Origin of the sequence: Synechococcus sp. CC9902, from assembly GCF_000012505.1 — a bacterium.
GTDB lineage: Bacteria > Cyanobacteriota > Cyanobacteriia > PCC-6307 > Cyanobiaceae > Parasynechococcus.
In genome coordinates, this window is the sequence record NC_007513.1 from 59,863 (window position 1) to 75,189 (window position 15,327).

The 15,327-nt window shown below is 56.6% G+C and carries 15 protein-coding genes and 2 pseudogenes; 6 read left to right on the forward strand and 11 right to left on the reverse strand.

Features of this window, described 5'->3' with window-relative positions; all coding sequences use genetic code 11:
- Positions 1–53: 53 nt before the first annotated feature.
- Entirely contained in the window at positions 54–728 is a 675-nt protein-coding gene (gene clpP / locus SYNCC9902_RS00315) for an ATP-dependent Clp endopeptidase proteolytic subunit ClpP (protein WP_041425257.1), read from the reverse strand.
- Between the two features lie 43 nt (positions 729–771).
- Positions 772–2,115: a trigger factor gene (tig, locus tag SYNCC9902_RS00320; protein WP_011358905.1), complete on the reverse strand. Its 1,344-nt coding sequence runs from the start codon at positions 2,113–2,115 to the stop codon at positions 772–774.
- Between the two features lie 168 nt (positions 2,116–2,283).
- On the opposite strand from tig, the gene SYNCC9902_RS00325 reads away from it, so the two are divergent.
- The 3 genes from SYNCC9902_RS00325 to SYNCC9902_RS00335 are packed head-to-tail and all read left to right on the forward strand — an operon-like array spanning position 2,284 to position 6,339.
- Positions 2,284–3,306, forward strand: a complete 1,023-nt coding sequence (locus SYNCC9902_RS00325; protein WP_011358906.1) for an aspartate-semialdehyde dehydrogenase — start codon at positions 2,284–2,286, stop codon at positions 3,304–3,306.
- Positions 3,306–4,214 (forward strand): 4-hydroxy-tetrahydrodipicolinate synthase, encoded by a 909-nt coding sequence (gene dapA / locus SYNCC9902_RS00330; protein WP_011358907.1) that lies wholly within the window; start codon positions 3,306–3,308, stop codon positions 4,212–4,214. Before SYNCC9902_RS00325 ends, dapA begins: the two co-directional genes overlap by 1 nt.
- Positions 4,215–4,266: 52 nt before the next feature.
- Positions 4,267–6,339, forward strand: a complete 2,073-nt coding sequence (locus tag SYNCC9902_RS00335) for a ribonuclease J (protein ID WP_011358908.1) — start codon at positions 4,267–4,269, stop codon at positions 6,337–6,339.
- 27 nt (positions 6,340–6,366) lie between these two features.
- Here SYNCC9902_RS00335 and SYNCC9902_RS00340 read toward each other — a convergent pair whose 3' ends face one another.
- From SYNCC9902_RS00340 to holA, 8 genes and pseudogenes are all read right to left on the reverse strand, one after another.
- A complete protein-coding gene (locus SYNCC9902_RS00340) occupies positions 6,367–7,101 on the reverse strand; it encodes a hypothetical protein (RefSeq protein WP_011358909.1) in 735 nt (244 codons plus the stop codon).
- 36 nt (positions 7,102–7,137) lie between these two features.
- Positions 7,138–8,943 carry an aspartate kinase gene (locus SYNCC9902_RS00345; protein ID WP_011358910.1) on the reverse strand — a complete coding sequence of 602 codons (1,806 nt, stop codon included), beginning with the start codon at positions 8,941–8,943 and terminating at the stop codon, positions 7,138–7,140.
- A 42-nt stretch (positions 8,944–8,985) separates the two neighbouring features.
- A pseudogene (locus SYNCC9902_RS12840) lies at positions 8,986–9,108 on the reverse strand (DNA polymerase III subunit delta); the annotation flags it as partial.
- Positions 9,054–9,266, reverse strand: a complete 213-nt coding sequence (locus SYNCC9902_RS00350; protein ID WP_041424683.1) for a hypothetical protein — start codon at positions 9,264–9,266, stop codon at positions 9,054–9,056. The pseudogene SYNCC9902_RS12840 and the gene SYNCC9902_RS00350, both read right to left, overlap by 55 nt.
- A 135-nt stretch (positions 9,267–9,401) precedes the next feature.
- Entirely contained in the window at positions 9,402–9,629 is a 228-nt protein-coding gene (locus tag SYNCC9902_RS12845) for a hypothetical protein (RefSeq protein WP_232179230.1), read from the reverse strand.
- A gap of 51 nt (positions 9,630–9,680) precedes the next feature.
- Positions 9,681–10,886: a hypothetical protein gene (locus tag SYNCC9902_RS00355; protein ID WP_011358912.1), complete on the reverse strand. Its 1,206-nt coding sequence runs from the start codon at positions 10,884–10,886 to the stop codon at positions 9,681–9,683.
- A 342-nt stretch (positions 10,887–11,228) separates the two neighbouring features.
- Positions 11,229–11,396, reverse strand: a pseudogene (locus SYNCC9902_RS00360) (hypothetical protein); the annotation flags it as partial.
- A 42-nt stretch (positions 11,397–11,438) separates the two neighbouring features.
- Positions 11,439–12,404 carry a DNA polymerase III subunit delta gene (holA, locus tag SYNCC9902_RS00365; RefSeq protein ID WP_011358914.1) on the reverse strand — a complete coding sequence of 322 codons (966 nt, stop codon included), beginning with the start codon at positions 12,402–12,404 and terminating at the stop codon, positions 11,439–11,441.
- Between the two features lie 9 nt (positions 12,405–12,413).
- On the opposite strand from holA, the gene SYNCC9902_RS00370 reads away from it, so the two are divergent.
- Positions 12,414–13,061 carry a precorrin-8X methylmutase gene (locus tag SYNCC9902_RS00370; protein ID WP_011358915.1) on the forward strand — a complete coding sequence of 216 codons (648 nt, stop codon included), beginning with the start codon at positions 12,414–12,416 and terminating at the stop codon, positions 13,059–13,061.
- Here SYNCC9902_RS00370 and tilS read toward each other — a convergent pair.
- On the reverse strand, positions 13,009–14,022 hold the full coding sequence (gene tilS / locus SYNCC9902_RS00375; RefSeq protein WP_011358916.1) for a tRNA lysidine(34) synthetase TilS: 1,014 nt from the start codon (positions 14,020–14,022) through the stop codon (positions 13,009–13,011). The genes SYNCC9902_RS00370 and tilS overlap by 53 nt on opposite strands.
- A gap of 33 nt (positions 14,023–14,055) precedes the next feature.
- Here tilS and SYNCC9902_RS00380 point away from each other — a divergent pair, with 33 nt between their 5' ends.
- Together SYNCC9902_RS00380 and SYNCC9902_RS00385 are read left to right on the forward strand one after the other, a co-directional pair.
- The gene (locus SYNCC9902_RS00380; RefSeq protein ID WP_011358917.1) at positions 14,056–14,814 is read left to right on the forward strand and encodes a DUF561 domain-containing protein; all 759 of its coding nucleotides are present in this window, start codon (positions 14,056–14,058) and stop codon (positions 14,812–14,814) included.
- 38 nt (positions 14,815–14,852) lie between these two features.
- Positions 14,853–15,263, forward strand: a complete 411-nt coding sequence (locus tag SYNCC9902_RS00385) for a phage holin family protein (RefSeq protein ID WP_011358918.1) — start codon at positions 14,853–14,855, stop codon at positions 15,261–15,263.
- Positions 15,264–15,327: the final 64 nt, after the last annotated feature.

Below are 15,327 nucleotides of genomic sequence, written 5' to 3' on the forward strand. Positions count from 1 at the left end.
ACGACCTGATGGATTGTCCTGGGTCCACAGCATCGAGAGCGGACGGCGTTCTGTCAGCCGTCCGTAACGATTCCTTCGTCCCCGGAACTGTCCACCACCCGATCGATCAATCCGTATTCAACCGCTTCTGCCGGGGAAAGGAAGTAGTCGCGATCGGTGTCTTCTGAAATTTTGTCGAGAGGTTGGCCTGTGTGTTCCGCCAACAGCCCATTGAGGGTTTCTTTCAGAAAAAGAATTTCCTTGGCCTGGATTTCGATATCAACGGCCTGTCCTTGAGCTCCTCCGAGGGGCTGGTGGATCATGATTCGAGCGTTTGGTAGGGCAAGACGCTTTCCTTTGGTGCCGCCAGAGAGGAGAAAGGCACCCATGCTGGCTGCCAAGCCATAACAAATGGTCACCACGTCTGGTGCGACCTGCTGCATCGTGTCGTAGATCGCCAAACCTGCGGTGACAGAGCCACCGGGGGAGTTGACGTAGATCTGAATGTCTTTTTCTGGATCTTCTGCCTCAAGGAACAGCATTTGAGCCACGAGGGCATCGGCGACCGCGTCGTCAACGCCAGTTCCTAAAAAGATGATTCGTTCACGGAGCAGCCGTGAATAAATGTCGAAGGCGCGATCGCCTCGACCGGACTGCTCAACAACGGTTGGTAAGGGGCCAGGGGCCGAGATAGGCATCTCGGACCGCCAGCGGTTTTGGATGGGGTGGTGACTGCGGGCGTCGATCACGCGCTCGGTGTCCAAGTGAGTGGACACAATCTATGGGTGCAGCTCAGCTCTTGGTGTCCGATTCCGGTTCTGGGGCTTTTTCGGTGAGGGTGCTGTTGGTTTCAAGCCAGCTCATCAGCTGTTCCTGCATGAGGTCGTCCATCACGGCCTGCCGAAGCCGCTCGGGATCCACCTTGGCGTCAGCAGACAAGTCTTTTTTCACCTCCTTCAGCTTGGTGTCGATAGCGCTGTCGTCCAACTTGATGTCTTCCGCCTCTGCTAGCGCGGTGAGCGCGAAGCTGCGACGGAGGCGCTCCTCGGCTTCAGGTCGGGAGTTCTGCATCAGATTGCGGATCAAGTCAGGTGTGAAAAGCGATTTCACATCCATGCCCTGTTGGGCAAATTGAGCCGCTGTCTGCTCCACCAAGTTGCGACTTTCCTGCTGGATTAGGGCTTCAGGTAGGTCTACCTCGAGTTGCTCTACCAATGCTTTGACCAAGCCATCGTTGCGATTGCTGGTTTGGCGGCGTTCGGCATCGTCCTTGAGGCGTTGCTCGAGATCTTTGCGGAGGTCAGCCATCGTGTCCTGCTCGCTGGCTTGCTTAGCAAAGGCATCGTCCAGTTCCGGTAACTCCCGGGTTTTTAGATCTTTGAGCTCAATCGCAAAGGCTGCCTTGCGGCCTCGTGCATCTTCCTTTGGATAGTCGTCAGGGAATTGGCAATCCACAGACTTGCTCTCGCCCACCTTCATGCCAATCACGCCTTCGATGAAGCCGGGGATCATGCGGCCGTTGTCGAGATCCACGTCCATCGAATCGGCGCTTCCTCCTTCGATTTCGGACCCGTCATCGCTGTAGGTCCCTTTGAAACCAAGAACAGCGATATCACCCTTCTCTGCTGCGCGTCCTTCGACGGGTACAACAGTGGCGAGTTGCTTGCGGGAGTCTTCAATCATGCTGTCGACCCGCGAAGCGTCATAAACAACGGCTTCGTATTCCGCCTTCAGGCCTTTGGTGCTTTTCAGCTTTGGCGTTGGGGCCACATCGGCCTCCAGCGTGAACGTCAATTCATCGCCGGGGTTGAAGCTTTCCAACAATCCATCGAAGCCACTGCTCAGGTCGGGCTGGCTGATGGGCTCAAGCGATTCCTGCTTAATGGCGTCACGCCAGGCGCTATCGATCAGCTTTTCTAAGGCGGTTGCTTTGATCCGGACGCCACCAAGCTGTTGCACCAACACCGAGCGAGGCACTTTTCCTTTACGGAAGCCCGGCAGGTTGATGCTGCGGCTCAGGCTTTTGATGGCCTCTTCATAGCTGGCTGTACAGCGCTCCCCAGGCACGGTCACCGTCACCGCCAAACGGCTGCTGGGGCGGGATTCGGTGGACACCTTCAGGGTGGCAGCGCTCATGGTTGTGTTGACGGCGGTTCTTGGCAGCAAACCAGCTTAAGAAACTGCCGCTCCAGCCTCTGCCCGGTATGGTGAAGGAGTGATGAATTGATGCACCGCCCTCTCTACAAATCGGCGGTAGCGATCAGTTGAGCCAACAGTTTTCAGTTCAGACGTTCGCATTACCGCTTGAAAGCAACTCTCCCTAATCGTCCGCTCAATGTTGCTGTCCTTGGCGCCAGTGGGGCTGTTGGACAGGAGCTGTTGCTCTTGCTTGAAGAGCGACAATTCCCAGTTGGCGAGTTGAAGTTGTTGGCTTCAGCCCGTTCCGCTGGGCAACAGCAAACTTGGAATGGCCGCCACCTTGTCGTGGAGGAAGTCACGGCCGAAGCCTTTCAAGGCGTGGATCTTGTTCTCGCTTCAGCGGGGGGTTCGGTGTCACGTCAATGGCGTGAAGCGATCACCAGTGCGGGAGCTCTGATGGTGGATAACTCCAGCGCCTTTCGTATGGAGGCGGAAGTTCCCCTCGTGGTTCCGGAGGTCAATCCCCAGGCGGCCCATGGGCACCAAGGGGTGATTGCTAACCCCAACTGCACGACGATTCTGCTCACGTTGGCGTTGGCTCCCCTCGCGGCGAAGCGAGCGTTGCGGCGCGTTTTGGTGAGCACCTACCAATCGGCGAGTGGTGCGGGTGCCCGCGCCATGGACGAACTCAAAGACTTATCCCGTGTGGTGCTGGATGGTGGTGTCCCCAACAGCAAGGTGCTTCCTTATTCCCTTGCTTTTAATTTGTTTCTCCACAACTCCCCTTTGCAGGACAACAGCTATTGCGAAGAGGAAATGAAAATGGTGAATGAGACACGCAAAATCATGGATCTGCCTGATTTGCGTTTTTCAGCCACATGTGTCCGGGTTCCCGTTCTCCGTGCCCATTCTGAGGCGGTGAACATTGAATTTGAACAGCCCTTTCCTGTGGATGAAGCCCGGCAACTGTTGGCTGCGGCCCCTGGCGTGGAACTGATCGAGGATCAGGCTGTTAATCGTTTTCCGATGCCCACGGATGTGACGGGAAGGGATCCCGTTGCCATCGGTCGAATTCGTCAAGACATCAGCGACCCCAATGCACTTGAACTTTGGCTTTGTGGTGACCAGATCCGAAAAGGAGCTGCTCTGAATGCCATCCAGATCGCCGAACTGTTGATTCAGAATTGATGACTCTTTCCGCCTCCTTGTCCCCTCAACCATTTGGCCGCATCGTGACGGCGATGGTGACTCCATTTGATTCCAGTGGAGCGGTTGATTTTCAGCTGGCGGCACGTCTAGCCCGTCATCTCGTGGAGCAAGGATCTGATGGTCTGTTGGTGTGCGGAACTACGGGTGAATCCCCCACCCTCAGTTGGGATGAACAGCTGAAGTTGCTGGAAGCCGTCCGAGAGGCTGTTGGTTCGAGTGCTCAGGTTTTGGCGGGTACTGGCAGCAATTCCACCTCTGAGGCCGTGAAAGCCACGCGAGAAGCGGCAGCCGTTGGTGCCGACGGCGCTTTGGTGGTGGTTCCGTATTACAACAAGCCTCCCCAGGAGGGCTTGGAAGTTCATTTCCGCGCCATTGCTGAGGCGGCACCCACGTTGCCTTTGATGCTTTACAACATTCCTGGACGAACGGGATGTCACATCGAGGCTGAAACGGTGGCCTGCTTGATGGATTGCCCCAACATCGTCAGCTTCAAGGCAGCGAGTGGCACGACCGAGGAAGTCACAGCCCTGCGCTTGGCCTGCGGCTCACGGCTCGCGATCTACAGCGGTGACGATGGACTCACCTTGCCGATGCTGTCGGTTGGTGCCGTAGGTGTGGTCAGTGTGGCCAGCCATGTGGCCGGTCCGCAGATTCGGGCCATGATTGATGCCTATGTCGAAGGCGAAGTCGGCGCTGCCCTCGCCCAGCACGAGCAACTAATTCCTCTGTTCAAGGCCTTGTTTGCCACAACGAATCCCATCCCTGTCAAAGCTGCCCTCGAGATCAATGGGTGGTCTGTCGGTGCTCCTCGTCCTCCTTTGTCCTCCTTACCTGAAGCCATGAGAACCACGTTGTCCAACACCCTGTCTGCCCTTCGTCAGACCTGACGGGTCCGGCTTAACGGCTTACGCAAACAGTTTTCCCTTACGTCTTTTTTTCATGGCTTACAACGCAAGATCCGGCAAAGAACAAGAGCCCTGCCTACGGGTGATCCCCCTGGGTGGTCTGCATGAGATCGGCAAGAACACCTGCGTGTTCGAGTACGGCGACGACCTGATGCTGGTGGATGCCGGATTGGCGTTTCCCAGTGACGGAATGCATGGTGTGAACGTGGTTTTGCCCGACACCAGCTTTCTGCGTGAGAACCAGAAACGCATTCGCGGGATGATCGTGACCCATGGCCATGAAGACCACATCGGTGGGATTGCCCATCACCTGAAGCACTTCAACATCCCCGTGATTCACGGGCCTCGACTGGCTCTGTCGATGCTCACCGGAAAGATGGATGAGGCGGGCGTCACCGACCGCACCACGTTGAAAACGGTGGCTCCGCGCGATGTGGTGAAGGTGGGACAGCATTTCTCTGTGGAGTTCATCCGCAACACCCACTCGATGGCCGACAGCTTTTCGCTGGCGATCACCACACCGGTGGGCACTGTGATCTTCACCGGTGATTTCAAGTTCGACCACACGCCGGTGGATGGTGAGCACTTTGATATGGCTCGCCTCGCCCATTACGGCGAAAAGGGTGTTCTCTGCTTGTTCAGTGATTCAACGAATGCCGAGGTGCCTGGCTTCTGTCCTCCAGAGCGCTCGGTGTTTCCCAACCTCGACCGCCACATCGCCAATGCCCAGGGTCGGGTGATCGTTACCACCTTCGCGAGCTCAATTCATCGCGTGTCGATGATTCTTGAGCTGGCCATGAAAAATGGCCGGAAGGTCGGACTGTTGGGCCGTTCCATGCTCAACGTGATCGCTAAGGCCCGTGAATTGGGTTACATGCGGGCGCCCGATGAGCTGTTTGTACCGATCAAGCAAATCAATGATGTGCCTGATCGTGAAACGTTGTTGCTGATGACCGGTAGCCAGGGTGAGCCCCTTGCTGCTCTAAGCCGGATCTCCCGCGGAGACCATCCGCAAGTGAAGGTGAAAACCACCGACACGATCATTTTCTCTGCCAGCCCGATCCCGGGTAACACCATTTCTGTGGTGAACACGATCGACAAGCTGATGATGCTTGGCGCCAAAGTTGTCTATGGCAAGGGCGAAGGCATCCACGTGTCTGGCCACGGCTTCCAAGAAGACCAAAAGCTGATGCTGGCTCTCACCAAGCCCAAGTTCTTTGTTCCCGTCCATGGGGAGCACCGGATGCTTGTGCAGCATTCCAAAACGGGCCATTCCATGGGAGTGCCCGTCAACAACACCTTGATTATTGAGAACGGCGATGTGGTGGAACTCACCCCCGACTCATTGAGAAAGGGAGATCCGGTGAAAGCTGGTATCGAACTGCTCGACCAATCCCGAAACGGCATCGTCGATGCCCGCGTTCTGAAGGAACGTCAGCAGTTGGCGGAAGACGGCGTGGTCACGATTCTTTCTGCGATCAGCACCGATGGCGCGATGGTGGCACCGCCTCGGGTGAACCTGCGTGGTGTGGTCACAACGGCGGATGCCCGCAAGATGTCGCTTTGGACTGAGCGAGAAATCACTTGGGTGTTGGAAAATCGCTGGAAGCAGCTTTCTCGCAATACCGGCGGTAATGCCCCTGAAGTGGATTGGATGGGTGTTCAGCGTGAGGTCGAGGTGGGCCTCGGCCGTCGCATGCGTCGTGAACTGCAGGTGGAGCCACTGATTCTTTGCTTGGTCCAGCCAGCCCCCGGTGGAACCCCCACTTACAAAGGCCGAGCCGATGCAGAGCCGGATGATCGCCCTGCCTCCCGTAATCGTGGTGGTGGTGCAGGCCGTGGTGTTGTCCGTCGCAATGGCGCTCCACCAGCGCCGGTGCGTACGAACGGCAGTTCGGTGGCCGCTCCTTCCAAAACTGCTTCCGTTGTGATTTCTTCGGATGTCGCAACGTCCACGGCTGTTGCAACACCTGCTGTGGCGGTTGCTGCGCCTGCAGCCACAACAGCTGTGGCCACCAAGGTGATATCAAAGGCTGAGAAAACTGCTGAGCCCGAGCAGGACATGCCAGCCGGCCGCACTCGCCGCCGTCGTTCAGCTGCGGTTTAGGCCCTGCCACAGTCGCTTCAATCGTGATTAGGGTTTGGCTCGATCCATGGGGATTGAGTCAGACCTTGTTCTGTTTGGAGTGATCGAAACCCTTAACCAGGCTCTTTCAAGGCTTTCCTCGGGGATGAGCAGAGGTAAGGGTTGCTCTTTGTGCGATGGCTCTTCATGTGCAGAGATCACCGGTTCTGAAGTGTCTGGGTTCGAACGAACCGATGGATCGGTTTGTTTTGGCTCAGGTGCTGGTGTCTCCCTGACTTGTGGAGGGGAGTTGACTTTTGTGAGCCATGGCATGGCCGTGGATTGGCTTGGGGCAGACGTAGATACAGGCGGAGTGTTGGTGAGGAAGGGATCTTGCAGCATCGATGGCAACGATCCAGTGGAGGATTCGCCATCGGATGAGGGTGGAGTTGTGGGCTCGTCAACGTTGGCGTTGAACGTTTCTTTTCGAGCGCTTTTGCTGCGTTTGAGGCCTTGTCTTGCCAATTCCGCCAGAGTGTCCTTGGGCTGGCAGTCCAGGGTTAGTTGGTAGTAGTTCGCTGCCTGATCGGGCCGCTGTCGGCCATGCAGTTCGATGTGTCCGAGCAAGAGGGCTACGAAGGCGCGCCAACCGAGAACGGCATCACGCAGTTGATCGTCATCGGCTCTCTCTTCAGTTTCCAGTTGTTTGAGAAGTCCGCTGGCCAGGTGGTGCGCCGTTTTGTAATCCCCTCCGCCATAGGCGTGCTCTGCCGCTTGGTAGGTCTGCTGGAAATCGGCGTCCAAGTCAGAACGTTGATGGTTCTCCTTTGTAATCGGGCCTTAGGTCTTTTCAAGCGGTGAGGCACTGCCTTGGGCTTGATGCCGTTCGTCGCCACCCAGTCCGAAGCAGGCATGCACCACCTGCAGGGCTTGAACACCGTTTTCCTCCGCCACCACACAGCTCGTACGGATCTCACTGGTGGCAATGAGGCCAATGTTGATTTGAGCGTCGGCGAGGGCCCGAAACATACGTCCCGCTGTGCCAGCGGTGGCTCGCATTCCGGCACCCACGGCACTCACCCGTGCAATGGCATCGCCGTCTTCCAAAGCTGCGCCTGGCCATTGGGCGAGTAGGGGGGCGAGAGCAACGTCAGCCCGGGCACGGTCTTCTTTGCGCAGGATGAAGCTGATGTCGCGGGAGTCATCGGCGTGTTGACGTTCCGATTGGACAATTGCGTCGATGCTGATGCTGTTGTCGGCCAACGAGGAGCAGAGGGCAGCAGCGGTGCCAGGGCGGTCGGGGACGTGACGCACGGACAATTGCACTTGATCGCGATCGAGGGCAACACCGCGAACTTCGGGTTCGTTTTCGCCGCTCAATGGGGGATTGATGGCGACCTGTGAGTCCGCCACTTCAAAGGCCTCACGGACGGCTTGCAAAGCCTTGCGTCCAGAGCTGGCTGCAATCACGCAGCTCACCTTCACTTCACTTGTGGCTATGAGGCGCAGGTTGATCCCTTGCTGGCAAAGGCAATTGAACAGACTCGCCGCAATGCCGGGTCGACCCATGATGCCGGCGCCGCTAATGCTCAGTTTGGTGAGGCCGCCCTCTGAGGAAAGTTCACCCCCCAGGCTGTTGAGGACGCGTTGTGTCACCTCACGGGCCTGGTCTAGGTCTGGTTCGTTCACGGTGAAGGTGATGTCGTTGCTGGTGCCTTCATGGGTGGCCTGAATGATTAGGTCAACATTGATCCCAGCATCTGAAAGGGTTTCAAACAGGCGGGCGGCAATGCCGGGTTGATCAGGTATCCGCGATAGCGCCAATATCGCCTGACCATCCACCTGCTCAACCCCGTCCACGGGGCTCCCGAGTTCCAGGCCGCCATGGCCAATTGGGCGAGCCGTGCGGCTGGTGAGTTTTGTGCCAGCAGCATCACTCCAACTGGATCGCACCACGAGATTCACCCCGTAATTACGAGCGATCTCCACGGCGCGTGGGTGCAACACCGAGGCGCCCAGACTGGCCAGCTCGAGCATTTCATCGCAGCTGATGCTGTCCATCAGTTGGGCATCCGCCACCTTGCGCGGATCTGTGCTCAGCACTCCAGGCACATCGGTGAAGATCTCGCAGGCATCGGCACCCAGGGCTGCGGCTAAAGCCACAGCCGATGTGTCGGATCCGCCTCGGCCCAGCGTGGTGATTTCATGGATGCCATCACTGCTGGTGCTGGTGCCTTGAAAGCCAGCCACCACGATGACTTTGCCCTCGCTGAGGCGGGTGCGGATCCGATCAGTACGGATTTCAAGAATTCGGGCTCGGCCATGGGTGGATTCCGTGGCGATGCCCACCTGGGGCCCCGTCATCGACACGGCAGCGACGCCTTCGCTGTGGAGAGCCATGGCGAGCAAAGCGCTGGACACCTGCTCACCGCTAGCCAGCAACATGTCCATTTCCCGTTGGGCGGGGGAGTCGTTCAAGGCGTTCGCCAGTCCGGTGAGTTCATCGGTGGTGTGCCCCATGGCGGACACCACCACCACGACGTCGTCTCCGTTTTCGCGGCAACGGGCAATGCGCTGAGCCACAGCCTGAATGCGTTCGACACTGCCGACGGAGGTGCCGCCAAATTTCTGCACCAGCAGGGCCATTTCAGCAGTCTCTAACAGCAGGGGATTGTCTCACTGTGACGGCTAGCCCAGCAGTCCGTCTCGAAAGGCATTGCCTGGAAGGGCACCCCGCTTGAGCAGCGCCTCCACCTCTAAAAGTCGTCCCAGCAGCGATAAAAACCGTTTTGGTTGGCGGCTTTGAGCTTCATGTAGTGGCGCAGCATCGGCGTGAGCTGCAGGGGTTTAGCTGGCTGTGGTGGGCCCAGGCCGGCTCGTCGCTCTTGGGTTCGGTATCGCTCGCAGCTGGGGATTCGCTGGTGGTCTCGCTTGGCGCGGCCGGCACTGGCGGGGTCGGACCGCGGCATCGGCTGCCTTACCTAGCTTTTGGGGTTGCTCCCTGCCTCAGCGGCGCAGCACCATCAACTGCTGGGGATTCGCATCTTGGAAACGCAGTTGCTGGTAACGGCCGGTGATTTTTGGTGGTTATCAGATAAACCCTTTCAACTCCAACCACGGGTGGGGTATGCAGGAGTTCTTCGATCACCCGGAGGCCAAATATGGCCCTGGAGATCGCCGGCCATTACTAAGTGCTTCGGCACGGCTGAAGCCATCGGAAGTTGCCCGGTCGAAGCCCTAGCCATTTGCCGCGCCAGAGTCTTACCACGGCGTCGTTGCCGACCGGCAACGGCCTCAACTAACAAAAGCTGCGGCTGCGGGCACAAAGCCATAGCGAACTTACAGTCTTTGCAGCTTCAGAATCGTACCCCAAAAGTTGAAAATCAACTGAACAAATTATTGATCATAAACCCTTCTGCAGGGGGAATTCCATTATACTTTTTCCAAATTTCATGGTACATATTTATCCTTTGTTTGTAAAAGTCCTGAAATCTTTCTGTATCTGAATTAATTTTTTTGAGAACAAAGTCATGATGCCATGCCATTATTACATGGGGGTACGAATATTCAAATTGCCAAAAATCTGATAAAGGGTAGTCCACCAAATTGGAAATTTTAGTATACCTATTTGTAGCTATAAAGTAAGAATTAATTGGCATTTGATTGATAAAGTTAAAGTATTTATTTAATTCGCTAGGAGGCATTTCCATCATTGATTTGAAGTTGAGTACAGCATCTACCTCCGTGTGGATATTTTGTATTTCAGTGCTATGAAAAAGGTTGGACGGGACAATTCTAACCCTTTTTAAAGTAGGTTCTGATTTCTCGTTCAGAGGGAATTTTATCCACTTTTCTTCTTCAAGAAGAACTTCAATGTCACAGCCCAGAATGTCTTGAATGCTTAGTAGTACAAAAAGTTGTATGCAAGATGCTTCAGGTAAATCGACCAATACATATTCAATTTCCTTGTTGTGGAGGAGGTTTAAGCAACATAGGCCGCCATAACCGCCACCGATTTCGACGATAGAGCGCTTTTTGTCATTATACTCTAATGTTTTGTTAAGTGTAAAATGACATAACGCAAAAGAGTAGAAGTTGTGCACATCTCTATTTCCAAACATTGTCGTTACTATCCGTTTATCTTTGAATCTCTGGTGCATTTTTATCCTTGTGTCATCATAATAAACCGGGTACTGTGGATCTCCCGGAAATATTAAAGGAAAATTGCTATTGAGCGCAGAAAATAAATCAAGTAACATTGGGCAGGCCTCAAAATTGTTTTTGAAAAAGCCCGAGAGTATTGTTTGCGTTAAAATGGAAATCGTTCTAAACAGATTAATTTGAGCTTGGTAATTCCCTTTTGAATATTTAATATAAAAAGGATTGTTGTGGTCACAAAATTCTTTGACATTCCATCTTTCATGGTCAAAAAATGATAAATAGAATTCAGGATCGCAAAATATTTCTTTGTTATTATTCCAGTATCTTCCCCAAAATTCTCCATATTCCATGTTGTTAGAATTAATCGCTTGCTTGGCCCAATCTTTATAGATTGAAGCAGCAATTTTAGACTCCCTTTGAAATAGCATTGTGATTGATAATGTTGTATTTGCTGATATTTGTTATTCTTAAAGAAGTAATCTCTTTTGCGTAAGTTTCGGTTTATTGAATTGCCATAATACTTGGCAGGCCTTTGTTGATCGGCCTGAGACGCTGACCGCTGCATCGATTGATCTGACGAATTTGGTTCCGCTGGGCCCTACAGGATTGAGGTAACTCATTTCCGCTGCACCATTAATTGCTGGGGATCGGCGTCCGGAGAGATCGTTGGTGGTAATGGGTAGGATTTCAGACTGTTTTAGTTAGACCCGTTCAACGCCGTCAAAGGTATCCGACTAATTGTTTCAGGTCGCCCATCGGCCATAGCAACTTGCGATCGCCAGTCCGGTGAGTTCATCGGTGGTGTGCCCCATGGCGGACACCACCACCACGACGTCGTCTCCGTTTTCGCGGCAACGGGCAATGCGCTGAGCCACAGCCTGAATGCGTTCGACACTGCCGACGGAGGTGCCGCCAAATTTCTGCACCAGCAGGGCCATTTCAGCAGTCTCTAACAGCAGGGGATTGTCTCACTGTGACGGCTAGCCCAGCAGTCCGTCTCGAAAGGCATTGCCTGGAAGGGCACCCCGCTTGAGCAGCGCCTCCACCTCTAACAGTCGTCCCAGCAGCGATAACAACCGTTTTGGTTGGCGGCCTTGCAGCTGTTTCCGCATCACATAGATCCGTTTGGGATTGCCGATGCCGGCGGCTTTGGCAATGACGGCCACATCGCGTTCTCCTTGTTGTTCGAGCAGGCTCACCCAAAGCCAGCCTCGGAGTTGCCCGGTGAGGGTGGCAACGATGCGTAAGGCCGGTTCGCCCGCATCGATCAGCGCATCCCAGCGGGCGATCGCTTCCCCAGCATTGCCATCCAGTAGGGCATCACCCACCGCAAGGGCATTGGTGGCTCGTCCGCCCACTAGCTCTTTGACGAGGGCGGCAGTGATCGTTGTGGTGCGCAGGGAGAGTTTGCGAAGCTCTGATTCCAATCGGGCGCTGTCGGTTCCAATCGCTTCCACCAGAGCATCAATCGCATCTGGTTCCACCGTGAGCGATAAAGCGTCCGCTGTGCGCTGCACCAGCTGGCGTTGGCCAGCGCCATCCCAAGCCGTTGGTAACGGGAAGCTTTGCTCCAGATCCAGCCCTTGTTTGATCCGCTTTTGCAGCGTTTTGGTGGTCCTCAGCCGTCCATCTGGCTTGCTGGGATTCACCAGCACGAGATGACTGCTGTTGGGAATCAGCTCAAGGGCGGCTTCGAAGCGGTCGGCGAGTTCGCTTGGGCAGCCATTGCAGAAGGGGCTGCGCTGTAGCAGCACCAAGCGTTCACCCGTGGCGAACGGTGGGGTTCTTGCCTCTTCAAGCGCTTGGATGGCCTGGCCCGTTTCGGCGCCATCGAGGCGGCTGAGGTTGAGGCTGCTCCAGCTGGGATCCACGCAGCTTTGGATCAAGCCATCGATGGCTCGATCCCGCGCTGCAGCGTCATCTCCCCAGATCAAATGGATCGGCATGGGTTGATGATGGCCGGGATGGCCCAAGACCACCCGATTTTTACCGAAAGCATCCGCAGGATTCGCGCGTTGCTGGGGGACACCGGGCTGCAGCCGTTGGAGCAGGAGGTGTTGGAGCGCCTCGTCCACAGCAGTGGTGACCCTTCCATTGCTGAGTTGCTCCGCTTTAGTCAGGGCGCCTGTGAGGCTGGCTTGTCTGCTTTGCAATCTGGCGCGGTGATCCTCACGGATACGGAGATGGCGGCCGCGGCGATTCGACCGATGGCGCAGCGAACGTTGGGCGTTCCCGTGCGAACGGTGCTCGAGTGGGCCCCAACTTTGGCTCCGTCAGGGTCGACGCGAACAGCGGCAGGGCTGTTGTTGGCTTGGCAAGAGCTCGCTGCTGAGCGACCTGCCCCTCTGGTGCTGATTGGCAGTGCTCCCACTGCGTTGGAGGTGTTGCTCACGCAGGTGGAGGCCGATGCACCGAAGCCCAGCCTGGTGATTGGCATGCCCGTGGGCTTTGTTGGTGTGCCCGAGAGCAAACGCCATCTAGAGCACAGTGGCTTGGCGCAGATTCGGCTGGAGGGCACCCGAGGCGGTGCAGGACTCGTCGCTGCGGCCGTTAACGCTCTGCTGCGGGCGGCTGCAAGATCAGATCAGAGCCCTGCCAGCTAACAATCCAGCCTTGGGGAAGGTGGGCTTCGCCGGCTGGGGCAGCTTGACGAAGCCGATGGCCTAGCTGTTCCAGGGTTGGCGCATCCAGGCCAGGAACGCCTTGCTGATTCAGCCATTGGGCCAACAGTTGCCGGCGCGTCGGCTGGGGCAATCGCCCGAGGGCTTTGCGATCCAGTCCTGCCTTGTTTTGCAGCGTTGTGAGGGCTAACGCCGCCAGGTTGTGTTGTGTGTCCCGCAGTTGGGACATTCGTTCCGCAAAGTCGGCGAGGCGACGGCTGCAGCCGGGGTTGAGCTCCTCCAGCACAGGCATCACCTCGTGGCGGATTCGATTGCGGGCGAAATCCGGGGATTGGTTGCCCGGGTCATTCCAAATGGGCAGCTGCAGATCGCTGCAAATTTGGGCTGTTTCTTTGCGTCTGAAACCCAAGAGTGGCCGACGCAGCTGGGGTCCTTCCGGAGCATGGGCTTGAAGCGGTCGCACCGCGCGCAGGCTGCCGAGACCGGCCAAATCACTGCCTCGGCTCATTTGCATCAGCAAGGTTTCCGCTCGATCGCTGGCGGTGTGTCCGGTCACCGCATCAGCTCGGTGGGTGTGGGTCAACTGAGTGAGGCAGCGGTAGCGCCAGCTGCGTGCATCCGCTTCCGTTTGGGGTACATCTTCTGGGGCCGTATCGATCTGCAATGGGAGGGTCTGGCCGTCACACCACTGATTCAGCTCTGAGGCGATTTGGCTGGAGTGTGGATGCCAATGGTGGTCGCCATGCCACAGCACCAACCTCCACTGATGCACGGGCATTAGATCCCGCAGCAGGCCCAATAACGCCATCGAATCTTGGCCACCCGATACCGCTACCACCAGTGTTTTGCCCTGGGGGAGCAGGTCTGGGGTGGTGAGCAGCTGCTGGTGCAGCCGGTGATGCCAGGGAGTCCAGGACAACGATTGAAGGTGACTTTCCTCCACGGTGTGAGAATTAGGGCATCGCTGTCCAGTCCCATGTCCCGTCTTCAGCAACTGCCCGTCGCTCTACAGCGCAGCCTCGAGCAGCGATCGACCCTCAAGGTGATCGCCGGCCTGATGAATTTTGATCCCGCCAGCGTCGGTCGTGTCGCTCGTGCCGCAGGCCACGGCGGGGCCGACCTCATCGATGTGGCTTGTGATCCTGCCTTGGTTGCCCTGGCCATCGAGGCGTCCGGTGGCGTGCCGGTTTGTGTGTCATCGGTGGAGCCTGAGCTTTTCCCCGCAGCGGTTGCAGCTGGAGCCGCAATGGTGGAGATCGGTAATTTCGATGCGTTTTATCCCGAGGGCCGCATCTTTGGTGCAGCTGAGGTGATCGAACTCACTCGCCGCACCCGTTCCCTCCTCCCCGAGGTGGTTCTGAGTGTCACCGTGCCTCACGTGTTGCCGATGGACCAGCAAGAGCAGCTGGCGATTGATTTGGTGGCGGCTGGTGCGGATCTGATTCAGACCGAAGGCGGCACCAGCGCCAAGCCGTTCAGTGCCGGCAGCCTTGGCCTGATCGAAAAGGCGGCCCCCACCTTGGCCGCAGCCCACAGCATCAGTCGTGTGTCGACAGTGCCGGTGTTGTGTGCCTCAGGGCTCTCCGCCATCACAGTGCCGATGGCGATCGCTGCCGGCGCCGCCGGTGTTGGTGTTGGATCTGCGGTGAACCGCCTCAACGATGAGCTGGCCATGGTGGCCGTGGTGCGGGGCTTGCGGGAAGCCCTCAGGTCCTCTGTGCGGGTCAGCGTCTAAACCACGCCTAGCCTGGCTTTAACGCTGTTAGGAGCTCCATGGGTCCGATTGGCTGGCTGTTTCAGTGGCCGGTTCGGGCTTTGGTGCTCCTTCTGGTGGCGGCGATGCCGTTGGGGGTGGAGTTTTCAGGCTTTTCAACGGCCCTCGGTTCTGCAGCGCTGATTGGTTTGTTGGGGACGCTGCTGATTGTTCCGTTAAAGCTTTTGTTGGCGTTGCCCTGGGCTGTGGCCAGCCTGGGTGGATTGCTGGCTCCGGTGAGCTGGCTGTTCAATTGGCTGATCACAGTGATCCTGTTCAGCTTGGCGGCGGTGTTGATTGACGGGTTCCGGCTTAAAAATGGCCTGTCCAGCGCTGTATTGGGGGCTGTGGCTTACAGCGTGTTGAGCACCGTGTTCATTCGTTTGCTTGGTTTGGGCGATGTGAACCTGATCCGAGCAGCGCTGGCCTGAGTGTTTTTTGAACCCCGATGCCGCTGTTGGTGGCTTTAACCTGACCAGCCGGCATTAAGGCTCG